The sequence below is a fragment of the Nocardia sp. NPDC023852 genome, from assembly GCF_040639505.1.
Taxonomy (GTDB): domain Bacteria; phylum Actinomycetota; class Actinomycetes; order Mycobacteriales; family Mycobacteriaceae; genus Nocardia.
In genome coordinates this window covers 1-23869 of the sequence record NZ_JBFAAB010000049.1, presented here as the reverse complement: position 1 = coordinate 23869, position 23869 = coordinate 1, and the positions used below count along the sequence as shown (strand labels likewise).

Below are 23869 nucleotides of genomic sequence, written 5' to 3'. Positions count from 1 at the left end.
GCGTGATCAAAATGGTGCAGGCATTGCAGCACCAGATACTGCCGAAGACACTGCATGTGGATACCTTGTCCCCGCATGTGGATTGGTCGGCGGGAGCGGTGCGGGTGCTGACCGACGCGGAGCCGTGGCCTGCCGGCGACCGGCCGCGGCGCGCAGGAGTGTCATCGTTCGGGATCAGCGGCACGAACGCGCACGTGATCCTCGAGGAACCACCGGCGGCACCGTCGCCGCATGCCGTAACGGAGCATGACGGCGGCGAACCAGTGGCGGCAGTGTCGGACATCGACATCGACGTGGTGCCGCTGGTGGTGTCGGCGAAGTCGGAGGAGGCGTTGCGGGGCCAGGCGGACCGGTTGCGGGCATGGTTGGCCGACCGTGCCGATGTGGACCTCTGGGCGGTGGCGCGGTCGTTGCTGGACTCGCGGGCATTGTTGGATCAGCAGGGTGTTGTCATCGGGCGTGACCGGCAGGAGCTGCTGGCCGGACTGGAGGCTCTGGCGAATTCTTCACTGGGGTCGGCTTCCCTGGATGCAGGTGCTCAGGGGCAGGCGTTGGTCGTCGATGGCGTTGCGGGTCCGGGAGAAACAGTCTTCCTGTTCACCGGTCAAGGCGCCCAACGGGTGGGTATGGGTGCGGGCTTGTACGAGGCGTTTCCGGCGTTTGCGACGGCATTGGACGAGGTGTGCGGGGAGTTCGACCGTCACCGCGACAAGCCCCACCCGTCGCCCGACCACGCCTCGAGGAACTCCGCGTCGGCGTTGAAGGAGGTGATGTTCACCGATCCGGAGGGGGTGTTGGATCGGACAGAGTGGACACAGCCGGCATTGTTCGCGTTCGAGGTGGCGATGTTCCGGTTGCTGGGGTCGTTCGGTCTGGCACCGGACGTCGTTGCGGGGCATTCGATCGGCGAGTTGGCCGCGGCATATGTGGCGGGGGTGTGGTCGCTGGCGGATGCGTGTGTGCTGGTGGCGGCGCGGGGCCGGTTGATGGGTGCGCTGCCTGTAGGCGGGGCGATGCTCGCCGTCGCCGTGTCGGAGACCGACATGGCGGAGGTTATCGCCGAGTACGACGGTCGCGTGTCGATAGCGGCGGTGAACGGGCCGGAGTCGGTGGTGATCTCCGGCGACTCCGACGCCGTCGATGAGGTGGAGCGGACGTTGTCGGCGCAGCACCGTAAAACCACTCGGCTGCGGGTCTCGCACGCGTTCCATTCGGTGTTGATGGAGCCCATGCTGGACGAGTTCCGTTCTGTGGCTGAGAGATTGACGTATCGGGAGCCGTTGATGCCGATCCTGTCGAACGTGTCGGGTGAGCAGGCCGGTGACGAGGTGTGTGATCCTGAGTACTGGGTGGCGCAGGTTCGTGGTTGCGTGCGGTTCGCTCCCGGCGTGGACACGCTGGTCGAGGCTGGTGTGCGCAGGTTCGTGGAGGTGGGTCCGGACGCGGTGCTCGCCGCGATGACTCGCGAATGCCTGGCGGAACATGCGGACAGGCAGGCGAAGTCTACGGTGGTGGCGTCGTCGCGGCGATCGATCGACGAGTCGGCGCAGTTCGTCATGTGCCTGGCACAGGCGCACACAGTGGGACTGCCCGTGGACTTGCGGCCCTTGTTCTCTGGGCGTGCTACGGATCGGGTGGCGTTGCCCACCTATGCGTTCCAGCACCGCCGCTACTGGCTGCAGCCGCCGTCCGGAGGCGTGACCGGTACGTTCGGGCATCCGCTGCTGGCGAATGTCGTGCCGGTCGCGGGTAAGGACGAGTGGCTGTTCACGGGCCGGTTCTCGGTGCGGACTCATCCTTGGATCGCTGACCACGCGGTGTTCGGCTCGGTGTTGTTGCCGGGGACGGCCTTCGCGGAATTGGCGTTGAGCGCGGGCGCGCGGCTACACGTCGACGTCATCGAGGAACTGCTGCTGGAAACCCCGCTGATGCTCGTCGGCGACGCCGAGGTCGACCTCCAGTTGAGTGCTGCGGCACCCGATGGCGGGGGCCGGCGTGCTTTCGCAATCTATTCCCGCCCCGCTGCCGACGGGGACTCGGCCGACGAGCACCCGTGGGTGCGGCACGCAGGGGGTGTGTTGGCCGCTGCCGCCGATAACGCCCGGATATGGAGCGAGCAGACCTGGCCTCCTCTCGGGGCAGAGCCGTCGAACGACGCATCTTTCTATGATCGCCTGGCGCAGCGGGGTTTCGAGTACGGCCCGGCATTCCAGGGCGTGACCGCGATGTGGACCCGCGGCGAGCAGACCTTCGCGGAAGTCTCGCTCGACGAGTCGGCGAGCGGTTCGGCATCCGCATTCGCCATCCATCCCGCACTGCTGGACAGCTGCCTGCACGTGGCGATCGACAGTCTGACCGACGACCTACCCACGGGACAGTTGCCGTTGCCCTTCTCGTTCGCGGGAGTTCGGCTGTGGCGTTCCGGCGTCGGGGCAGTGCGCGCGAGGGTGGTCCGGGACAGCGGTGGACAGGTCGGAATCGATGTTGTCGATGACACCGGCTCGATCGTGTTGACCATCGATGCCGTTATCGCGCGTCCGGTCGACGTCGAAGCTCTGAACGTGGCAAGCACGACTACTCGCCGCTCGTTGCCGCTGCACCTGCGATGGGTCTCCTCGGAGCTACCTGCCCCGACGTCCGTCGGCGTGATGGCGACATTGGGGTCGGCGCGGGTGGTCGGGGTCGACCGGCACTATTCCGACGTTGCGGAATTGGCTGCGACCGAGGAGATTCCGGACCTGGTTGTCTGGTCGCTTGCCGACGAACTCACCGTCGACCCTGTCGACGGGGATGGGCGGATCGGTGACGCTTCGTCCGATGGGCATGCTGCAGCGATTCGGGCGTCGGTTCACGCAGTCTGGGAGATCCTGCGGTCGTGGTTGTCAAGCGAGCGGCTGGAGGATTCTCGTTTGGTGGTGGCGACCCGCGGGGCGACGGGCGTGGCGGGTGAGTCGGTCGACTTGGCCGCTGCCGCGGTGGCTGGCATGGTCCGCACCGCTCAATCGGAGCACCCGGATCGGATTGTGCTGCTGGACCACGAGGGCATTCTGGACGCTGATGTGGTGCGAAGTTCCATCGAGTCGGATCAGGGTCAGATTGCGGTACGTGATTCCCGGATGTTCGTGCCGCGACTGTCCGGCGGTGTTCGGCCCGAAGAACCGCAGTCGTCCGAGCCGGGTGCGATGTTCGGGAATGGCACGGTATTGATTACCGGTGGCACCGGTGGTTTGGGTGCGGTGATGGCTCGGCATCTGGTTGCCGTGCATGGTGTGGAGCACCTCTTGTTGGTGTCACGTCGGGGTGAAGCGGCGGCGGGCGTCGCGGAGCTGGTGGCCGAATTGACTGATATGGGGGCCGAAATCCGTGTTGTCGCATGCGATGTCGGTGACCGCACGAGTGTGGCGGCCGTGCTCGATACGATCGGGGCCGAGTATCCGTTGACGGCGGTGATTCATTCCGCGGGTGTGGTCGACGACGCCACGCTCGAGAAGCTGACTGCGGAGCAGATCGACCGTGTGCTCGCGCCCAAGGTCGACGGCGCGCTGCACCTGAACGACCTGACCCGTGGGCACGATCTGGCGGCGTTCATCATGTTCTCCTCCGTGGCGTCGACATTCGGCGCGCCGGGACAGGGCAACTATGCGGCGGCGAATTCGTTCCTCGACGGGCTGGCCCGTGCCCGCCGCGCCCAGGGCCTGCCGGGGTTGTCGGTGGCGTGGGGGCCCTGGCACCAGGAAGCAGGTATGACAGGCAAGCTGGCCCGGGCCTCCCTGGCCCGGCTGGAGCGGCTGGGCATCAAGGTCCTCGGCGATGACGATGGAGTTGCGCTGCTCGACGCCGCAATCGCCGCGGACGAACCCGTGGCCGTCTGCGCCGACTTCGACAAGCCGATGCTGGCGGCCCACGCCCGAGCCGGGCTGCTGCCCGAGGTGCTCAGCAGCCTGATGCCCGCACCGGTGCGGCGCGCGGCGAATGGTGTCGCCGCCGGCGGCCAGTTGGCTGGGCGGCTCGCCGCCGCGCGGGAGGATCAACGGGATGCGGTGGTGCTCGGATTCGTGCGGGAACAAGCCGCAGCTGTGCTCGGACACCCATCTGCCGCTGCTGTCAAACCCGACGCCCCGTTCACCGAACTGGGATTCGATTCGCTCGGTGTGGTCGAGCTGCGGAATCGGCTCGCCGAGGCGACGGGCATGAAACTGCCGTCGTCGCTGGTGTTCAACTATCCGACTACTACCGCAGTGGCGAAATATTTGCGTTCGCGTTGGGAGGCCACCGCGACCGTGTCGATGGTCGATGACCAGATCGTCTCACTGCGTCGGCTGTTGGCGACGACGTCTGCCGATGAGAAGGAGCGGTTGGTCGAGCGGATCCGTTCGGCACTGGCCGAGGCCGCAGCCGAACGTGAATCCCCGACTCGCAGCGTTCGCGTGGCCGTCGAGGCGGCCGCTAGCGCTGATGAGCTTCTTGCTCTTATCGACCGACAGATTTAGATGCTCGATTCCAAGGGTGGGCGATGCGCAGAGGGGCCGCATCCGACCGGGGTGGAACGGCCACCCAACCTTGTGGGATCAAGCATCCGTGGAAAGTGCCGACAGCATGGGTGTCCCGGAAGAATCACTCGCCCCGTGCTGTCGGCCTCGACACCTCGGCATTCAGCGGGTCTGCTAGTCGGCGATTTTCACGTATGTCAGGTAGGAACGGTCTCCTTGGAAGTACGAGGTCTGTAGCGTGGCATCGTCGATGCCGTCGCCTGAGCCGCCGCCGTGCAGGATCGCTTGCACGCGGACAGTTTTCGACCCTTGCGCCGCAGTCACGGTGACGAGCCCGGACAGCGAGGTCGGACCGTGGGAACAATGCTGGAAGCGGGTCTCTGGCGCTGCCCGGAACTGGTGTTGGGCTGATATGCGGGGTGCGAGTTCGACGGCGCCGGACTGCACATGGATGAGGCGCACCTCGGTCCACAGGTTCGTGCCGCCCCCGTAGTCGATGATCGCGCAGATATTCGTGTCGATATCGCCGATCACCAGGTACACGCCAGGATCGGGAAGCGTGACCTGCAATGCCGTGTTCGCCCAGTCATTGCTGACACGGGTCGGCCGAAGGTCGACATCAGCGACTCGACCGGCCTCGCCACGCAGCGGCGTCAGGTATGCCTGGATCCTGTAGTTCTGCGGGCAGTCATCGGCAGGCGGGCGTTGCACGACGACGTCGATGGACTGCTGGTCGTTGGCGATCCGGGCCGGTGCCGGGCCGGAGCTTCCGATGACGCGGGTCTGCGGGACGAGCAGGCTTGACGGAGTGCAGGTCAGCGCGTTGCAGCCGGCCGGGTCGATGTCCACGCTGCTGCAGCAGGAGCCGGGGGGTTGAGGGTGTGGGGTGCAGGGGTCGCAGCAGGAGGAGGCACGTTCGACGCAGATGGTTACGGTGTCGGTGTTGTTGGCGGAGGTGGGGTCTGTTTCGTTCCCGTCCACGGTGGCGGTGTTGGTGATCGGGCCGGCCGCGGTGGCCTTGGCTTGCAGGGTGAGGGTGGCGGTGGCGCCGTCGGCGAGGTCGGCGATGGTCCACAGGGCCAGTGGCCGGGTCGTAGCTGCCCTGGGAGGCGGCGGCCGACAGGAAGATAACCCTCCCGCAGCGCCGCTTTGACAATGAATCCCGATGTCCGTTTTCGTCCGTTTTCAGATGGACCCCGATCCGGACCGGCTGTCGAGCCGAACGGCACCCGGGCAACGCCGAGCCCCTCCAGCACGCCGCAGAGGCTCGGCAAAGCGTGATCCCCGAAATCGCTTACCCCGAAACCCGTTGTGATCCTGCCGGTTCCGCTCTGGGGCCGACAACGCCGTTGTCGCGACGATCCTGCGCCGCCTCCACGCCGTCATCACCAGAAACCGCTCGGACCCACACACCGTCAATCACGGCACACGACGAACCAGCACCCCGATCACGATGATTGCCTGAATATTTCGGCCCTACGAGTAGAACGTCTCTCCGCGACGGCCGCGAACCGAGGGAGAGGCGAAGCCATCTCAGGAGCGGGACGGTCAGGTTCGTGCGCGGCGGCGCACCCATTGCGTGACCGAGTAGGCCACCAAAAGCACCCCGAGGCTGACGAGGCTCAGCCACAGCTGCGGCCTGGTGGCCTCGATCAGGCTCATCGAGAAGATGATGACGACGATTCCGAGAACGGTGACGATGCCGAGCCACGGATGCAGCCACATCTTCAGGCCAAGCACGGATTTCTCCTCGTCGGTCATGCGGGAGCGCAGGCTCAGCTGGGAAAGGGCGATGATGACATAGACGAACAGGGCCACCGCCCCGGCGGAGTTCATGATGAACGAGAACACCCGATCTGGTGAGACGTAGTTCATGGCGACCGCCGCATAGCCCACGATCGTGCTGAGCAGGATCGCCTTCCAGGGAACCCCACGGGGGTTGCAATCCTTGGTCCAGCTCGGTGCCCATCCACGGTTGGCGAGGGCGAACAACATCCGAGAGGCGGTGTAGAGGCCGGAGTTGAGGACGGACAGTGCTGCGGTGAGCACGACGACATTCATGATCTGCTCGGCCGCGGGAAGGCCGAACTTGTCGAAGGCCGCCGCGAACGGGCTGGAGTCGGCGGGGATCTCGGTCCATGGGGTGATCATCAGCAACAGGGCCACGGATCCGACATAGAAGAGCAGAATCCGCCACAGCACGGTGTTGGTGGCCTTGGCCACCGCTTTGGCCGGGTGCTCCGATTCGGCGGCCGCCATTGTGACGATCTCGGCACCGAAGTAGGAGAAGATCACCACCACGACGCCCTGCAGGATCGAGAACCCACCGTTGACGATGAAGCCGTGTTGACCGATGTTGGCGACCGAGAGCTGCGAGCCCGGCCAGAGCCCGAGGACGACAAGCGCACCGACGGAGAGGAATACGATGATGGTGGCGATCTTGATCGAGGCGAGCCAGAACTCGGTCTCTCCGAACGAGCGCGCCGACAGCAAGTTGGTGGCCGTCAGGATGAACATGAGCACCAGCGCGAACACCCAATCCGGTACGTGGAACCATCCGCCGAGGAGTTTGCCGCCGACGACGGCTTCGAAGGCGACCACGCCGACCCAGAAATACCAGTACAACCACCCGACGACGAAGCCGGCACGCCCACCGAGGGCCTCTCGCGCATACTCCATGAACGAACCGAGCGTGGGCTTGGCGGTGGCCATTTCACCGAGCATGCGCATGACGAAGATGACGAGCACCCCGCCGAGGGCATAGGACAACACGGCCGCCGGTCCGGCGGTGTGAATGACCGATCCGCTGCCGACGAACAGGCTGGCACCGATGATTCCGCCGAGGGCGATCATCGTCAGGTGCCGTTGCCGTAACCCGCCCTTGTGGAGGATCCGGACTGGCCGCCCCGATGCCCTACCCGGAGGGATTCCCTCTCCCTCGTGGGTGGAAGTCACCGGCGGCGCCCCATCCCTTGCTGGGGGATTCACGTCTGATTTGCGGCTGAGTGCCATCGAGCCTCCATAGCTCAGTTGAATTCAGGCAAGATAGCAGTGAAGTGGGATTCGTCACACACTGTGCCTCAGCTGTCGGACGTGGCCACGGTGCTGGCTTCAGCTGTCGTGCCCGGCGGTCCGGCGCCGCTCGGCGCGGTCGGCGAGCGCATCGAGGATGCGTTGCCATGCCGGTGTTTCCTCGGAGATCCGGGAAGAGATCAGCTTCAGGTTCCCTGGCCGGCTGCTGTCTCGTTCGTGTTTGATCTCCCATGCGTCCAGGTCGTCGATGAGCTGGTCCAGGCGTGGATCGTGCGGATCCCAGTCGACTGATTGATCGCAGGCGAGATACAGGCGCGTCGTCTCGGGATCGTCGAAGCCGGCGTTCTTGTCCCGTATCCGCTGCGGCATGGCGCGCGGATCCAGTGCCTGCATCAGAATCCACGAGTCGCGCTCGACTCGTACCCTCCGTTCGCTGACCCCGAGACGACGCATCCGGTTCAGGATGGCGACCACCTCGGGGGGCAGGACAAGCCTTTCGCCGCTGTCCAATTCAGCGATCCGGCGGCGGTATTCGGTGAGCTGGTCGACCTTGCGCCGCAATTCGGCGTCGATGTCGGTAATCGCAGCGGCGAACTCGGTCGGCTGTGCGTGCAGCAGCGCATCGATACGGGCCAGCGGAACACCGGCATCAGCGAGAGTCCTGATCCGAATGAGATCCACCGCCACTTGCGCGCTGTAACGGCGGTAGCCGGAGGCATCACGCTCGGGCTCGGGCAACAGACCGACGTGATGGTAGTGGCGAACGGTGCGCACGGTCACGCCGGCGGTCGCCGCGAGCTGGCTGATCGTAAGCAACCGTTCACCTCTGATCGTCGGGCATGGTCGGGCCGAGTCTAGGGGCGGGCCGCCCGGTCGACGACGTAGCGGATCGCCTGGACCACGGCATCAGGGCGGTCGACGCAGAGCCGGTGGTGGGAGGTGTCGGAGAGGATCCGTTGTTTCCCGTGCGAGACCGCGCTCACCAGGGCCGCGTCCATTCTCGTCTTGGCGTCATGCCTCTCTTGCCGCGCCCGCTCCGGCTGGGCGGGGTCGTCGCCCAACACGGTGAGAGCGACCACCGGGACATCAGGGATGTTCGGCCCGGCGCGCAACTCGGTGGCGAGTTCGGCCAACGTGCCGCGCTCGGCGATACCGACGTGGAGCCATTCGTCACTCATCTTGGCCTCGAGCAGCGGTTGCCGCATATGCTCCGGGTAGTCCGCGAGCAACTCGGTGCCCCACTCGCGCAGGGCCGGGCGCATTTGTTCGAGCTGCTCGAGGTCCGGTGCGGTCTGCTCGATCGCGGCCAGACTCGCCGTCGCAGGCATGAAGTCGTCCCAGTCGCGGTGCAGGGCGTCCAACCAGACCAGGCCGGCCACCTCCTGCGGGTACAGCTGCGCGAACCGATGCGCGTAGAAGCCGCCCAGGGAGTGTGGCGCGAGCACGTATGGAGCGGCGATATTCAGGGCGTGCAACAGCTCGTGCAGTTCCGTGGCGACCGCGGCGGCGCTGCGCGGCAGCGGGAGGGGATCGCTGTAGCCCGTGCCGCCGCGGTCGTACACCACGGCGGTGGTGAACTGCGAAACTTGCTGCTGGACACCGAAATAGTCAAGCCCAACCGCGCTCGCGCCCGGCAGGAACACGACGGCTGGTCCGCCACTGCCCGACCGATGCACGAAAATGCGACGGCCGTCGATCTCGTGGAACCTTCCGATCGGTGGAGCGAGCTGCGCCGAGGAAGTGATGTTGTTCGTCATGCGACAAGGCTCCAACCCTGACGCAGGGTCAGGGTCAAGCCTTTCCACCGCAGTACCCCGAAACGTGCGCAGGACGCACTGCCGTGGGGCGATGTGCGAACTCCGTGATCGTGCTCGGCGTTGAGCTCCCGGATTGCCCGGGCGTGCGGCGGCTTCGCCGGGCCGTACGTCGTGGCTACTCGAGACTGGTGGTAGGGCTCGATCCCTGGCCAGGATCGGGTCCAGGTATCTGGTGGGAGGGGATAGCAGCATCCCGGAATGTGTTCATCGAGTGGTCTCGAGCGGATCGCTGTCCGCGTCGGCGATAGGTGATCTACCGTCTGTGATGAGTGCGGTGGCGTTGTCGGTTCCTCCCATCCACAGTGCGGTGTCCACCAGGGAGTCCGCGGCGAGCCGGGCTGTTGTGTTGTCCGCGAGCGTCGATTTGATCGTGGCGATACCAAGACGCCTGTGCACGCCATCGGTGCACAGCAGCAGTCTGCCGTTGCTGGAGCCCGTGGCGGCGTGTCCGATGTCGGATGGACGAGTGGTGCGTATCGAGGTGGTGACGATGTGATCCATCCCGGGATCGGGCTTGCGCCCACGAACTCGCCAGAACTCCGCGACGGTGTGGTCGGTGGTGATCTGCTGCAACACTCGCCCGTTCCATCGGTAGGCGCGACAGTCACCGACCCAAGCGATGTCGCCTGGCGCGTCGGGCTGGTCGGATGCCGGAAGCACCGCGACGACCAGGACAGTGTCCGCTTCAGGCTGCGGGAATTCACGCAGCAATTCCCGTTGTGCGGCGAGGATTGCGGCTCGCGCTCCAGCGCGGGCGCCGACTAGTGCGGCGACCGCGACACAAGCCCGTGCCGCTCGCGCCGCCAACAGATGATCTCCGACACCGTCGGCGACGACGCAGGCGATGCGACCCGTACTCGGGTCGGAGATCGCGGCGACTGCGTCGGCGTTGATGGAACGCGGTCCACGTCTGCTCACCGAATCCCACGAGGCTCCGGCGGACCGCAGCACCTCACGACAGGTCGACGCGGCAGTCGTCATAGCACCCATGACACCCGCCATGTCGAAAATCTTTGCGACGCTGACCCTCTCGCAGAGCGCGCAGAAGAATTTCCGTGCCCGTCACCCGGTTCGTCGGCTTCTGAATTCGTCATGGATCGTCCAGACCTGTTCGGTTCATGCCCATTCATTGCATGAAAGACCGGAGCGCATTCCACGACATACTCGGGGGTGCGCATCGTTCGGTACCACTTCAGCAGTACAACCGCGGTACTCGATAGGGCCGAATGGCCCTGAGAAGCACATTGCCGAGACGGCATCAAGGTGGCTCGCGCCGGCCTTGCGCGAGGCCCGCTACGGCGCCCTGCTGTTCACCACGGGCACTACCGCTCGCACCCCGATCGCGGACCATCGGGCCCACCGGCCGCCGTGACAATTCACGACCAGATTGCCGTCTCCTCAGAGCCAGGGGCCGAGGTCGTGGACGTCGGCGAGGGAGTGGGGACGACCGGCGAGGTAGGCGGCGACCTCGGGCAGCTGCCCGTCAGGAACTTCATCGAGACCGCGTTTGGTCTGGATGTCCGCCACGAGCGCGGAGAGGAACTCGTCGGGGAGATCTGCGAAGGTCAGGCCAGTGCCGAGGTCGACGGCATGCACACACACCTCGCGCGCCCGCAGCCACGGGATCTCCGTGGCCGGCACGGTCCGGCCCTGCGCGGTGACGACCTCGGCGCGCCACTGCTCCCTGGTCAGGGCATCCATCGCGACGGCCGAGTTGCGCGCTGCCTCGTTCATCCATGCCGCCAGCTGGGTCGCGGAGAGCTTCGCGCCGGACTCGATGTCGGCGTTGCGCTGGTCCATCGAGGAGTACATCGGCGTGCGATCACCGGTTCTGGCCCAGTGCACGAGGTTGGCGAGTGCGTCCGCGTTGGCAGCGACGTGCGCCAGGAGGTGCTTGCGCGTCCAGCCGGGCAGGGCGCTCGGCTCCGCCATCTCCTGCTCCTCCAGCATGGTCACCTGCGCGGCGAGCAACTCCGTACCGTGCTCGACCCACTTCAGCGAGTCCGCGTGCGTGCGCACCTCACGACTCCTTGACGACCTGGTTGGTGCATGCCCCGAGGCCGGCGATCTCCGTCACGACGGTCTCGCCGCCGACGAGGTGGACCTTGGGCTCACGGGCGTGGCCGACCCCGGCGGGCGTCCCGGTGGCGATCATGTCGCCCGGGTTGAGCCGGATGACGGTCGAGATGTACTGCATGAGGTGCACGGGGTCGAAGAGCAGCGTGCCGGTGTCGTCGTGCTGCATGACCTGGCCGTCGACGACTGTCTTGACCTCGAGCGCCGGGCGGACGCCGCCGACCTCGTCGGGAGTCACGACGTAGGGGCCGACGGGCGTGGAGGAGTCCCAGATCTTGCCCTGGGTCCACTCGATGGTTCGGAATTGCCAGTCGCGCACCGACACGTCGTTCATGACGGTGAAGCCCGCGATGGCGGCGGCGGCCTCGTCCTCGGTCGCCCGGCGGACCGGCTTGCCGACGATGACCACCAGTTCGACCTCCCAGTCGAGCGCGTCGGTCTCGGCGGGCTTCACGATCCGGTCGTTCGGACCGATGAGGGTATCGGCGAACTTCGTGAAAAGGGTTGGGTAGCTCGGGAGCTCGCGACCCATCTCCTTGATGTGGTTGGTGTAGTTGTGGCCGACGCAGATCACCTTCGACGGATTGGGCACGACGGCGGCGAGGTCGGCGCCCTCGGCCGGCCAGGTCTCACCGGTGGCGGTGGCGGCGATCGTGGGCCACTCGTCCTGAGCGAAGAGCGCGCCGAGGTCGTCGTAGCCGAGGTCGACCAGGAGATCACCGTCGAGGCGGACTGCGCGGGTGCCGCCGTTGACACGGAGGGTGGCGAGCTTCATCGGGTGGTCTCCTGACGGTTGAGCTGGAGCGCCTCGAAGACGGGCGCATCCGAGAAACGGAAGAGGTCGAGCGCACCGGAGTCGGAGTCGGTGCCGCCGGCCTCCGATTTGGCGGAGAAGGGTTCCCACGACGGGACGACGAACAGGTCGCCGCGGGTGACCGACCAGGTCTTGTCGCCGACAGTCACCGTGCCGGAGCCGTCGAAGACCTGGTAGACCGACGACCCGGTCTCACGAACCGGTGCGGTTTCCGCGCCGCGGGTGGTCCGGTGGAACTCCGCGCGGATGGTCGGCAGTACGTCGGAGCCGTTGTGCGGGTTGGAGAAGCGGACGGCCGCGTGGCCGGGCTCGACGGTGCCACCGTACCCCTCCTTCTCCAGCAGCAGCTGGTCGTTCAGGGCGCCGTCGGTGTGTTCCCACTTGTAGGCGAGCAGCGGCGAGCCGGGAGCGACCTCGCCCACGGAGAGCGGCCGCAGGCCTGGGTGGCCCCACAGGCGCTCGGAGCGCGAGCGCTCCGACGTGATCCGCTCGGGCTCGCTGATTTCCTCGCGACCGAACTGGAAGAACTGCGACTCGATGACGTGTTGGAATGGGATATCCAGCCCGTCGATCCACGCCATCGGCTCCGAGGTCGCGTTGTGGTGCGCGTGCCAGTTCCAGCCGGCCTGCGGCAGGAAGTCGCCGCGGCGCATCGGGACGGCGTCGCCGACGGGCACCTCGCCGCTGCCGCCGATCACGGTCCACACGCCCGAGCCCTCGACCACGAAACGGAAGGCGTGCTGGGTGTGGCGGTGCTCAGGGGCGTCTTCGCCGGGCATGAGGTACTGGATCGCCGCCCACAGCGTCGGGGTGGCGAACGGCCGACCGCCGAGGGTCGGGTTCGCCAGCGCGATCGCGCGACGTTCACCGCCGCGGCCGACGGGGACGATGTCGCCCGCCTTCTCGGCCAGGCGTCGCAGGTTCTCCCACCGCCACAGGTGCGGCACTGCGCGCGACCGCGGATGCGCTGGCATCAGGTCACCGATCTCGGTCCACAGCGGAACGAGCAGCTCCTGCTCGAAGCCGCGGTACAGCTCCTCGAGCGCAGGAGTCACCTCCGGCTGGTCCGGCAGCGCGACCGCCTGTAAGCGGACAGGGATGTCAGTCGTGCTCATGTCGCCTAGATTGACACTTGTCGCATCAGCGGAACACGAGATTCTGGACAGCGGAACGAGCAGGCATGGGCAGCGCTGAACCGAAGACACCGCCGACGTACGTTGTGACCAGTGCCGACCACGCGCTCCGGGCCGCGGTCATGCTGCAGCTGGAGGGCGGGCTCACGGTGAGCCAGGTCGCCGAGCGGCTCGGGGTGGCGCGGTCGACGGCCCACCGATTGCTGCAGACGCTCGTCTACCGCGACTTCGCGGTTCAGGACGACCAGCGTGTCTACCACCCTGGTCCGGTTCTCCAACTCGCAAGGCACTCGCAGACCCGCACGTCGCGGCTCCGGACTGCTGCCCTGCCGCATCTTCAGCGGCTTGTCGACGTCGTGGGCGAGTCGGCGAACCTGACGATCCGCACGGGCGACACGGCGCGGTTCATCGCAAGCGTCGAGTGCCGGCACGCCCTCCGGGTGGGTTCGCGCGAGGGGATGGTGTTCCCGGCCCACCGCACGACCGCCGGCCTGGTGCTGCTCGCGGCCCTCGACCCGGCTGAGTTGGACGAACTGTATGCCGCGGAGCGGTATGTCGAGCGCCCCGAGGAACGGCCGGACGTGCCGAGCCTTCGGGCCCAGCTGACCCGCGTCCGCCGTGCCGGGTTCGCGCTCAACAACGGCCTGTCGGAGCGAGGTGTGGTCGCGATCGGAGTCCCGGTTCGGGACCCCGACGGTACGGCGCTCGCTGGCCTCTCGATCTCGATGCCGACGGTCCGCTACGACCGTCATCAGTTGCCGGCCCTCGTCGCCACGCTCCATCGAGCGGCCGGTGCCATCGAATCCGGCAGAGGCGACTGAGCGAGATGGGAAAGTCATTCGCTGCTCTCTGAGAGCACGCAGTCCGGGCGTGCTGCTCGGGAACTCTCCGCCCGCGGTCGGCGGGAACATCGAATGCGCGTCGACACTCGACATCAGCAGGTCGGTACCGACCGTTAGTGGTGTCGAATCACACGCTGACAGCCCAGTGCTCGCCGTCGTCCGCGTGCCTCGAAGCCTGCCCGGCGCCGAACCAACGCGACTGAATAGCTCTACCCATCCGACGACTATCGCGGTCCCTGCGCTTCCCGGCTGTGGTCAGCGCCGAAACAAACGTCGGATGCGCCCGCGCATACCAGAGGCGTCCCGCGTTGCCGGAGGGGTGCTTTCGGCAGCGGCCTGGGCCGGCGTCGCTCGGGCGAATCGCAAGTGTAGTTGTTCGCGGACCTGATCTGGGGTGTAGGCACGGCGGCGGCGATCGGCGCGCACGATCACCACACCAGTGGCGACCACACCGGCCGCGCCCGCCAATCCCACTGCCTTCCACCACCTCATACCGCATAGGCTACTGCCATGACGGGTGCGGGCATCAGTCTGGATCGAGCGCTCGAGCTCACCAGAACTGGCGACATTTGGCTGTTCCGTGGTCATTCGGCAGTCGACCGGGCGATCCGGATGACGACGAACAGTCCGGTGAACCATGTTGGTATGTCGGTCGTGATCGACGATCTGCCCGCATTGATCTGGCATGCTGAACTCGGCCGGTCTCTACCCGACATGTGGTCGGGAGTAGCGCACCGTGGCGTTCAGTTGCACAATCTGCGCGATGCTGTACTGGTGTGGGCGCACCGCTACGGTCAGCAGGCCTGGTTGCGCCAGTTGAACCGTCCGGCCACCCAACAGATGGAAGACAGCCTGCTGCGCACCATTGCCCGGCTCGACGGTACCCCGTTCCCATCCACCGCCGGTCTCGCCGGGCGCTGGCTACGCGGCCGGGCGCGCCTGCCGCGCCACAAGCCGAGCCAGGCAGCCGCCCGCGAGTTGGAGAGCGCGTATTGCGCGGAGATCGTGGCTGTGACATACCAGGCGATGGGACTGCTGCCGCAGCACCGCAGCCCCAACTGGTATGACCCCGGGCGATTCTGGAGCGGAGACGGGCTACAGCTGTCCGGTGACTACGAACTGGGTGGCGAAATAGTCGTCCGGACACCGGCCGGGACAAACACCTGACCACCGAGTTCCGCGACGCGAAACGCCGAATCCGCTGCAGCGCCGAATCTCTGAGTCAGCCAGTGCCCCAGGCATGATGTCGAAGCAGCGGACGACAAGCGAAGTGAACTCCCACACGATGCCGGCCCGGTTCACTGGAACTGCGCGGGCTGATTGCCCGGCGGGGCGCAGAGGTCGAATGCAGTGCACTGTAGTCGTCTTTCCAGTCAGTTCGGGGCCGTTGTCGCTGTGTAGCACGGCCGGGTGGCCGCGGACGGTCAGGCGCGTCGGTGACCAATAGGGCGGGGTGGAATCCGGCGACGGCAGCCACCTGGTCGGTGCGGGCCGCTGCGGTGCGCATCGCCGTGGCCCCTCACGCAGCAGCGCCGGCAGATCCCGCTGCTATATGTGTGCTCGACCAGCGGTGACCGGGCTCGATTCGGGCGAACGAAGTCTTGGCCGCGGCCTGCTCCGGAGCGAGCGTTTGCACGAGTTGCGAGAACCCGATACCGCTGGCAAGCTGCTGCTCAGCAGGCAACATGGGCGCCTCTGTTGCTGCCTGCTCGGCGAAGAGAGATGTTGGATGAGCGCTGATTTCGTCTTCTGGGAAGTAGGGCACCGGCCGCGGGGCTCGAGTCGGGCAAGACCTATGACACTTCCGGCGTACCTTTCACCGCAGTGAAAGGAGTCTCGGTTCACCACAAGGTTGTCAATCGGTCGAATCAATCGGTATTCGGCGAGTCGCCGCCTCGGAACCGACACCTGACCGACCGATATCGGTAGCCCGATGGCCCGCTCGCCATCGGGCTTCTTAGACGACACTGAATACGCTGGATTTGGATGTGACACCGTGGACACAAGCGCTGGCGATTCGTCCGCACGCATGTTTGAGTACCTGAAAAAGTACACCGTCGAGCTCATGGAGACTCGCGACGAGCTGACAAAGTTACGGGCGCGGATCGACGAGCCGATTGCGATCGTGGGGATGAGCTGCCGGTATCCGGGTGGCGTCGAGTCGCCGGGACAGTTGTGGGATCTGGTGGATTCCGGTTCGGATGCCGTGGGCGGGTTTCCGGTGGACCGGGGTTGGGATGTAGAGGGGTTGTTCGATCCCGATCCTGACCGGTTCGGGAAGACATACACGAGGGAGGGCGGTTTCCTTTCCGGGATCAGCGAATTCGATGCGGGGTTTTTCGGGATCGGTCCGCGTGAAGCGTCGGCGATGGATCCGCAACAACGGCTGATGCTGGAGGTGTCCTGGGCGGCCTTGGAGGACGCGGGCATCGATCCGACCTCGTTGCGCGGCAGCGACACCGGCGTGATCGCGGGCGTGATGCATGCTGACTATCAGCATATGGCCATGGCGGCGGGTCCGGTTGCCGAGGGGTACGCGGGTACCGGGTCGGCGGGCAGTGTGGTGTCGGGTCGGGTGGCGTACACGTTGGGTTTGGAGGGACCGGCGTTATCGGTGGACACCGCGTGTTCGTCGTCGTTGGTGGCGATTCACGTGGCCTGCCAGGCCTTGCGGCGCGGGGAGACGTCGCTGGTGTTGGCGGGCGGTGTGACCGTGATGTCGACGCCGTTGTCGTTTGTGGAGTTTTCCCGGCAGCGGGCTTTGTCACGCGATGGGCGGTGCAAGGCGTTTTCGGCATCGGCGGATGGAGCGGGGTGGGCCGAGGGGGTGGGTGTGCTTGTGCTGGAGCGCTTGTCGGATGCACAGCGTTTGGGGCATGAGGTTTTGGCGGTGGTTCGTGGCAGCGCGGTGAATCAGGACGGCGCGTCGAATGGTTTGACTGCGCCTAATGGTCCGTCCCAGGAGCGGGTGATCGGTGCGGCGTTGGCGGCGGCGGGGTTGGAGCCGGGGGATGTGGATGCGGTCGAAGCGCATGGGACGGGGACGCCGTTGGGTGATCCGATCGAGGCCCAGGCGTTGATCGCGACATATGGGCAGGGTCGTGCGGTGCCGCTGTGGGTGGGGTCGTTGAAGTCGAATATCGGGCATTCGCAGGCGGCCGCGGGTGTGGGCGGGGTGATCAAGATGGTACAAGCCATGCGGCACGAGACATTGCCGCGCACATTGCATGTGGATGTGCCGTCGCCGCATGTGGATTGGTCGGCAGGCACGGTCCGGTTGTTGACCGAGGCCCAGCCGTGGCGTGTGGGTGAGCGGGTGCGGCGGGCGGGAGTGTCCTCGTTCGGGATCAGCGGCACCAACGCGCACATTGTTCTCGAGGAAGCACCCGTGCCAGTTGCCTCCTCGGTCGAGGGTGACGCGGTTCCCACGGCCACGGTGGATGTTCTGCCGTTGCTGGTGTCGGCGAAGTCCGGTGCTGCGCTGCGCGCCCAGGCGAATCGGCTGCGGCAATGGCTGATCGACCATCCGGATGCGGACCTGTGGAGCGTGGCGTCATCGCTGATCGAGACCAGGGCGAAGTGGGATCGCCGCGCTGTGGTGGTCGGCGGCGATCGGGAGCAGTTGGTAGCGGGCCTGGCCGAGTTGGCGAGCGGTTCGTCGTCGCCAGGAGTGGTCGAAGGAACGGCCGGGGCGGGCAAGACGGCGTTTCTGTTTACCGGTCAGGGTGCGCAGCGGGTGGGGATGGGGGCGCAGCTGGCTGCGGCGTTCCCGGTGTTCGCGGAGACGTTGGACGAGGTGTGCGCGGAGTTCGACCGATTGCTCGGTGGTTCGTTGCGGCAGGTGACGTTCGCCGATGCTGTATTCGATGGCCGGTTCCAGGCGGGCTCCGCTCCTCGTTCCTGCGATACTCACCCGCCTTCCGCCTCCGAAGGACTGTTGGATCGGACGGAGTTCACGCAGCCGGCGTTGTTCGCGTTCGAGGTGGCGTTGTTCCGACTGTTGGAGTCGTTCGGTGTGACTCCGGATGTGCTGGTCGGGCATTCGATCGGGGAGTTGGCCGCAGCGTATGTGGCGGGGGTGTGGTCACTCGCGGATGCGTGTGTGCTGGTGGCGGCACGGGGGCGTTTGATGGGTGCGTTGCCCGAGGGCGGGGCGATGGTGGCGGTCGCTGTGACCGAGCAGCGTGCCGTAGAGATCGTGGCGCCGTATGGGAATCGACTGTCGGTCGCGGCGGTGAACGGTCCGTCGTCGGTGGTGCTGTCCGGTGACAAAGAAGCCGTCGACGAGGCGACGCGAACCTTGTCCGACCAGGGGGTCGAGACGTCACGATTGCGGGTCAGCCACGCGTTCCATTCGGCGCGGATGGACCCGATGCTGGTCGAATTCCATGCTGTAGCCGAAAGTGTGACCTATCGCGCGCCGACCGTCCCGATCTTCTCGACCGTCTCGGGTGCGCAGGCAGCCGATGAGGTGTGTGAGCCGAAGTATTGGGTCGAGCAGGTGCGCGAGTGTGTGCGATTCGCGCCGAGTGTGGACGCTCTCGTGCGGGCTGGAATACGACGATTCGTGGAGGTGGGGCCGGACGCGGTGCTGGCCTCGATGACTCGCCGGTGCCTGGCCGAATACCCGGACATCGAGGCGGACTCTGTGGTGGCTGCCGGGTCTCGACGCTCGGTCGACGAGGTGACGCAGTGTGTGACAATGCTGGGGCAAGCACACACCGCTGGTATCGCGGTGGACTGGCGACCATTGTTCACGGGCCGGGCGCTGCGCCGGATGTCCTTGCCCACCTATGCGTTCCAGCGCCAACGGTACTGGTTGAAGCCATTCGGTGGTGGTTCTTCGGCGGGGTCATCGGATCATCCGCTCCTCACCAGCGGCGTGCCGTTGGCGGGCAAGGACGAATGGCTGTTCACAGGTCGGGTGTCATTGCGTACTCATCCGTGGCTCGCCGATCACGCGGCTTTCGGTTCGGTGCTGTTGCCCGGGACCGGTTTTGTGGAACTGGCGCTGGCCGCGGGCGCGAAGGCGGGCACGGAGTTCGTCGAGGAGCTGTTGCTGGAAGCGCCACTGCTGTTGGAGGACGACACTGCAGTAGATATTCAAATCGGCGTCGAAACCGCCGACGGTGCGGGCCGGCGTCGGTTCGTGATCCATTCCCGTGTTGTCTCCGAGGAGAATCACAATGTGGCCGAATGGGTTTCGCATGCCAATGGCATGCTGACGCCGGTTGCGGAGGCCGCTCCGGCGTGGGTCGAATCGGCGGTCTCCGGAGGATGGCCGCCCGACGGCGTCGATCCCGTGGCGATTGATGGGCTGTACGACCAGTTGGCGGACATGGGGATCGGCTATGGTTCGGTGTTCCAGGGGGTCAGGTCGGTCTGGCGTGACGGTGACGATCTGCTCGCCGAGGTATCGCTCGATGGCGAATCCGGCGATCAGGCAGCGCTGTTCGGGATCCATCCCGCGTTGTTGGATGCCGCCTTTCACCCGCTGATCACCGAATTCGCGCACGACGTGCCGGCGGGGCAGCTGCCGTTGCCGTTCTCGTTCGGCGGAGTGCGGCTGTATCGCAGTGGGGTGACGGCCGTGCGCATGCGGCTGGTGCGATTGGACGCCGGGCGGATGCGGGTGGTCGCCTTCGACGACGCCGGTGCGCCGGTGTTGAGCCTCGATTCGGTGGTCGTCCGTCTCGTGGACGCCACGACGCTGAACAAGGGCGCCGGTCGTGGTGTATCGCTGTTCGAAGTCGAATGGATGGCGGTGCCGGGTGACTCCGGGGCGGAAGTGCGGTCGTTGGATAAGAGCACTCCGAGGCAGATTGCGATGCTCGGTGTCGATAACACCGGACTCGCGGGGTTGCTCGACGGTGGAGTGGTGCCGGAGCTGGTCGTGTGGTCACCCAGCGGTGACGGTGATGTGGTGGCCCGGACGCGCGCGTGGCTGCGATCGACGTTGGAGCTCTTGCAGGAGTGGCAGACTCGGGAGCGGCTGAGCGACTCGCGACTGGTCGTGCTGACGCGGGGAGCGACAGGTCAGGCGCCGGATCCGGCGGGCGCAGCGGTGCGGGGTTTGGTGGGCAGTGCTCAATTCGAGCATCCGGGGCGGTTCATTCTCCTCGACGCGGGTGTCGAGGAGAGCCTGACAGCCGACATGATCGCCGCAGCGGTCGGTTCGGACGAGCCGCAGCTGGCCGTGCGCGGCGGCGCCTTCCAGGTGCCGAGGTTGCGGCGACACGCCGAATCGGCCGCGGCGACGGGGCGCGGAGCGTCAGGGTCGCAGGCGGCAGTCTCCACAACCATGGAGGCCCACGCGGACGCCGTCGTCGAAGCCGCTTCGGCGTTCGGGGCGGGTGCGGTGTTGATCACCGGCGGCACCGGCGGTTTGGGAGCACTGGTCGCTCGGCATGTCGTCGAAGTGCATGGCGTACGCCGGTTGGTGTTGGTGTCGCGGCGAGGTACGCAGGCCGACGGGGTAGCCGAGTTGGTGGGCGAGTTGACGGCGTCCGGCGCGCAGATTCGGGTGGCGGCCTGCGATGTGAGCGATCGTGCCGCGCTGGCGGCGCTGCTGGCGGAGTTGCCGGACGAGTTCGCGCCGAGCGCGGTGATCCATTCGGCGGGCGTGGTCGATGACGGTACCGTCGAGACCCTGACCGCCGAGCAGCTGAACCGGGTGCTGGCGTCGAAGGCGGAGGCTGCGTGGCATCTGCACGAGTTGACCGAGGGCGTGGATCTCTCGGCGTTCGTGTTGTTCTCATCGATCATGGGGGTGATGGGTTCGCCGGGGCAGGGTAACTATGCCGCGGCGAACGCGTTCCTGGACGCGCTGGCTGCGCACCGGCGGGCGACTGGCCTGCCCGCGGTGTCGATCGCGTGGGGATCGTGGAACCAGGGCAGCGGCATGACCAGCGGTCTGGACAGCGTGGCGATGGCGCGGATGGCCGGAACAGGGGTGCGCCCACTGGAGACCTGGGATGGTTTGGCGTTGTTCGATCGCGCCATCGCCGCAGTGGCGCCAGCGGTGATCGGGATAGAGCTCGACACCGAGGTGCTGTCGGCGCAGGCGCGCAGTGGAACTCTGCCGAGTATGTTTCATTCGATCGTCACGGTGCCGGTGCGCCGCGCCGCGGACAATGGCGGGACATTGGTGCGGCGGTTGGCCGCCGCACCGGCGCAGGATCACACGGCGATTGTGCTCGACGTTGTTCGTGAGCAGGTCGCCGGTGTGTTGGGACATATCTCCGCTGACGCTATCGATCCGGATGCGCCGTTCACCGAGCTCGGGTTCGATTCGTTGGCTGGGGTGGAGCTTCGTAACCGGCTCGCCAAAACCTGTGATGTGCGATTGCCGTCGACAGTGGTGTTCGACTATCCCACTGCGGCGGCGTTGGCGGCGTTCGTGCTGTCCCGGGTCGATGTCGCGGCAGCGCTCGCGAGTCCCCGGCGCGCGGTCGAGCCGAGCGCATCAGGCTCCGGCGCCGTGGCATCGGCGATGGTGCCGTTGCTGATATCGGCGAAATCCGAAGCGGGAGTGCGTGCGCAGGCGGCTCGACTGCGTGAGTGGTTGTCGGTGCATCCGGACGTGGAACCGGTGGACGTGGCCCATTCGCTGCTGACCGGGCAAGACCGCATGCAGTGGCGCGGGGCGGTCGTCGCAGCTGACCGGAATACCATGCTGGCCCGGTTGGCTGATCTGGCAGAAGGTCTGCCGGGATCGGCTGTGCCGGGTGTGGCCGAGGGCGTGCCGGTCGACGGGAAGGTCGCGTTCTTGTTCACCGGGGAAGGTGCGCAACGGGTCGGTATGGGTGCCGGGTTGTATGCGGCGTTTCCGGTGTTCGCGTCAGCGTTCGACGAGCTGTGCGCCGAGTTCGACCGGCTGCTGAATGTTTCGTTGAAGGACATCGTCTTCGGTGATGTGGGCGAAGCCGGGGTGGATCGAACTGCGTGGCCGCATCGGACGGAGTACACGCAGCCGGCACTGTTCGCGTACGAGGTGGCGTTGTTCCGGCTGGTCGAGTCGTTCGGGATCACTGCGGATGTGCTTATCGGGCATTCGCTCGGCGAGTTGGTTGCCGCGTACGTGGCTGGGATGTGGTCGCCGGCCGATGCCTGCGCGTTGGTTGTGGCGCGGGATCGGTTGACGGGGACATCGTCCACCGAGGGCGCGATGGATCCAATGCTGCCGGAATTCGACGCCGTGGCCGACCGGGTGACCTACCGCCGACCGCTGTTGCCGGTGGTGTCCACCGTGTTCGGCATGGTCGCGGGCGTGGCTGCCGCCAAACCGATGTACTGGGTCGGTCACGCACGCGACAGGGTTCGTTTCGAGGCCGGGGTAGACGCCATGGTGGACATGGGTGTGCGGCGTTTCCTGGAAATCGGGCCGGACGAAGTGCTGGTGCCGATGACCCGGCAGTGCTTAGCCGGTCGGCCCGGGGATGTCGCGCCGTTGTTCGCGGCGGCGGGCCGCCGCGGTGTCGACGAGGTGACGCAATTGCTGACATTCCTCGCGCACGCTCACCATGCGGGGATCGACGTGGATTGGGGGCCGTTGTTCGCGGGTCGGGCTCCGATGCTGGTCTCGTTGCCGATGCCGGACACCACAGTGGAAACCGGGACTCGGGACTGGCTCACCGATCTGGTCGTGGCCGCGCACCGGCGCGGGCGAGTCGACACCGCGATACCGATGTTGCTGGAGATCGCCAAGCTCGCCGAGACCTTCACCACCATCGACGATCTGCCGGTTCTCCCGACCCCGATACCGCTGAGCAGAGGGACGGAGCGGAGCTTGCGGAGCGACCGTGCTCCAGTCGGCCCTTCGTTGATCTGTGTTCCGTCGTTCATGGTCGGGACCGGACCGCATATGTTCGGTCGGCTGGCGCGTGAGCTCGGCGCCGACTACCCGATAACTGTGCTGCGCCTGCCGGGAACCCGGTCCGGGGAATTGTTGCCCAGGTCGTGGGATGGGTTGCTGGATTGCCTCGCGGCGATTGTGGAAGAGGCCGGGGACTCGCGACCGGTCGTTCTCGTCGGCTATTCGGCGGGTGGCGCGATCGCGCAGGCGTTGGCGCATCGCCTCGAGAAGAATGGGCACGGTCCCGCGGCCGTGATATTGCTCGACCCCTATTCGCCCGACGATGCGGAGCAACGTCGGCGGGTGTTCGTGAGTGCGATGGGCTCGCTGCTCGATCTCGGCGACGAGATGACCGAGATCGGTGACCACGGCCTGGTCGCCATGGCCAAGTACATGCAGATATTCGACGAACGGCAACCCGCGTCGATCGCCGCGCCGATGTTGAGCCTGAGTGCGGCAACGCCGTTGCCCGGAGGGGAGCTCGTCGAGCGGGTGCCGGCCTGGCTGCACACGGGCGAGACGGTGGAGATCGACGCGGACCACTTCTCGATCATCGGAGCGAAGTCCTCCGGAGTGGCGGACGAGATACGGCGCTGGCTCGAGGCGAAGGTGCGGGCCGATGGTTGAAGCAGCGAATGCGATTGCCCCCGCGCTGCGAGACGGCGGCCCGAGGAGGCAGCGGGGCGTACCACCGGACCTTACGAGCGGTGCAATTGCCATTGTCGGTATGTCGTGCCGGTTGCCGGGTGCGGTCGATCTCGCGGGTTTTTGGCGGTTGCTGCGTGGTGGTCGTGACGGTGTCGGTTCGGC

14 protein-coding genes and 1 pseudogene are annotated in these 23869 nt (G+C 66.4%); 5 read left to right on the top strand and 10 right to left on the bottom strand.

Features of this window, described 5'->3' with window-relative positions:
* Nucleotides 1-23: 23 nt before the first annotated feature.
* Nucleotides 24-4490 carry a type I polyketide synthase gene (locus AB0H00_RS31430; RefSeq protein WP_357273465.1) on the top strand — a complete coding sequence of 1489 codons (4467 nt, stop codon included), beginning with the start codon at nucleotides 24-26 and terminating at the stop codon, nucleotides 4488-4490.
* Nucleotides 4491-4664: 174 nt separating this feature from the next.
* Here the strand turns inward: AB0H00_RS31430 and AB0H00_RS31425 are convergent, their stop codons facing one another.
* The 9 genes and pseudogenes from AB0H00_RS31425 to AB0H00_RS31385 form a co-directional block, all read right to left on the bottom strand.
* On the bottom strand, nucleotides 4665-5339 hold the full coding sequence (locus tag AB0H00_RS31425) for a hypothetical protein (RefSeq protein WP_357273463.1): 675 nt from the start codon (nucleotides 5337-5339) through the stop codon (nucleotides 4665-4667).
* Between the two features lie 87 nt (nucleotides 5340-5426).
* A pseudogene (locus AB0H00_RS31420) lies at nucleotides 5427-5558 on the bottom strand (hypothetical protein); the annotation flags it as partial.
* A 480-nt stretch (nucleotides 5559-6038) separates the two neighbouring features.
* Nucleotides 6039-7445, bottom strand: a complete 1407-nt coding sequence (locus AB0H00_RS31415; protein ID WP_357273461.1) for an amino acid permease — start codon at nucleotides 7443-7445, stop codon at nucleotides 6039-6041.
* Nucleotides 7446-7601: 156 nt separating this feature from the next.
* On the bottom strand, nucleotides 7602-8339 hold the full coding sequence (locus AB0H00_RS31410) for a MerR family transcriptional regulator (RefSeq protein WP_357273459.1): 738 nt from the start codon (nucleotides 8337-8339) through the stop codon (nucleotides 7602-7604).
* A gap of 38 nt (nucleotides 8340-8377) precedes the next feature.
* Nucleotides 8378-9280 (bottom strand): alpha/beta hydrolase, encoded by a 903-nt coding sequence (locus AB0H00_RS31405; RefSeq protein WP_357273457.1) that lies wholly within the window; start codon nucleotides 9278-9280, stop codon nucleotides 8378-8380.
* A 264-nt stretch (nucleotides 9281-9544) separates the two neighbouring features.
* Nucleotides 9545-10321, bottom strand: a complete 777-nt coding sequence (locus tag AB0H00_RS31400) for a serine/threonine protein phosphatase (protein ID WP_357273455.1) — start codon at nucleotides 10319-10321, stop codon at nucleotides 9545-9547.
* 417 nt (nucleotides 10322-10738) lie between these two features.
* A complete protein-coding gene (locus AB0H00_RS31395) occupies nucleotides 10739-11359 on the bottom strand; it encodes a maleylpyruvate isomerase family mycothiol-dependent enzyme (protein WP_357273453.1) in 621 nt (206 codons plus the stop codon).
* Nucleotide 11360: 1 nt separating this feature from the next.
* Nucleotides 11361-12191, bottom strand: coding sequence for a fumarylacetoacetate hydrolase family protein (locus AB0H00_RS31390; protein WP_357273451.1), 831 nt, complete (start codon nucleotides 12189-12191; stop codon nucleotides 11361-11363).
* Nucleotides 12188-13345, bottom strand: coding sequence for a cupin domain-containing protein (locus tag AB0H00_RS31385; protein WP_357273449.1), 1158 nt, complete (start codon nucleotides 13343-13345; stop codon nucleotides 12188-12190). Before AB0H00_RS31385 ends, AB0H00_RS31390 begins: the two co-directional genes overlap by 4 nt.
* A gap of 65 nt (nucleotides 13346-13410) precedes the next feature.
* On the opposite strand from AB0H00_RS31385, the gene AB0H00_RS31380 reads away from it, so the two are divergent.
* Nucleotides 13411-14184 carry an IclR family transcriptional regulator gene (locus AB0H00_RS31380; protein ID WP_357273447.1) on the top strand — a complete coding sequence of 258 codons (774 nt, stop codon included), beginning with the start codon at nucleotides 13411-13413 and terminating at the stop codon, nucleotides 14182-14184.
* 276 nt (nucleotides 14185-14460) lie between these two features.
* On the opposite strand, the gene AB0H00_RS31375 is transcribed toward AB0H00_RS31380, so the two are convergent.
* Nucleotides 14461-14697, bottom strand: a complete 237-nt coding sequence (locus tag AB0H00_RS31375) for a hypothetical protein (RefSeq protein ID WP_357273444.1) — start codon at nucleotides 14695-14697, stop codon at nucleotides 14461-14463.
* An 18-nt stretch (nucleotides 14698-14715) separates the two neighbouring features.
* On the opposite strand from AB0H00_RS31375, the gene AB0H00_RS31370 reads away from it, so the two are divergent.
* The 3 genes from AB0H00_RS31370 to AB0H00_RS31360 form a co-directional block, all read left to right on the top strand.
* A complete protein-coding gene (locus AB0H00_RS31370; protein ID WP_357273442.1) occupies nucleotides 14716-15372 on the top strand; it encodes a hypothetical protein in 657 nt (218 codons plus the stop codon).
* 898 nt (nucleotides 15373-16270) lie between these two features.
* On the top strand, nucleotides 16271-23686 hold the full coding sequence (locus tag AB0H00_RS31365) for an SDR family NAD(P)-dependent oxidoreductase (RefSeq protein ID WP_357273440.1): 7416 nt from the start codon (nucleotides 16271-16273) through the stop codon (nucleotides 23684-23686).
* Nucleotides 23679-23869, top strand: a 191-nt coding sequence (locus AB0H00_RS31360; RefSeq protein WP_357273438.1) for a beta-ketoacyl synthase N-terminal-like domain-containing protein, incomplete at its 3' end; no start/stop codon positions are given. The genes AB0H00_RS31365 and AB0H00_RS31360, both read left to right, overlap by 8 nt.

Excerpts from the sequence above, each read along its gene's own strand:
- AB0H00_RS31405 (WP_357273457.1), bottom strand. The coding sequence starts at position 9,280 with ATGACGAACAACATCACTTCCTCGGCGCAGCTCGCTCCACCGATCGGA.
- AB0H00_RS31365 (WP_357273440.1), top strand. The coding sequence starts at position 16,271 with ATGGAGACTCGCGACGAGCTGACAAAGTTACGGGCGCGGATCGACGAG.
- AB0H00_RS31390 (WP_357273451.1), bottom strand. The coding sequence starts at position 12,191 with ATGAAGCTCGCCACCCTCCGTGTCAACGGCGGCACCCGCGCAGTCCGC.
- AB0H00_RS31385 (WP_357273449.1), bottom strand. The coding sequence starts at position 13,345 with ATGAGCACGACTGACATCCCTGTCCGCTTACAGGCGGTCGCGCTGCCG.
- AB0H00_RS31400 (WP_357273455.1), bottom strand. The coding sequence starts at position 10,321 with ATGACGACTGCCGCGTCGACCTGTCGTGAGGTGCTGCGGTCCGCCGGA.
- AB0H00_RS31370 (WP_357273442.1), top strand. The coding sequence starts at position 14,716 with ATGACGGGTGCGGGCATCAGTCTGGATCGAGCGCTCGAGCTCACCAGA.
- AB0H00_RS31375 (WP_357273444.1), bottom strand. The coding sequence starts at position 14,697 with ATGAGGTGGTGGAAGGCAGTGGGATTGGCGGGCGCGGCCGGTGTGGTC.
- AB0H00_RS31380 (WP_357273447.1), top strand. The coding sequence starts at position 13,411 with ATGGGCAGCGCTGAACCGAAGACACCGCCGACGTACGTTGTGACCAGT.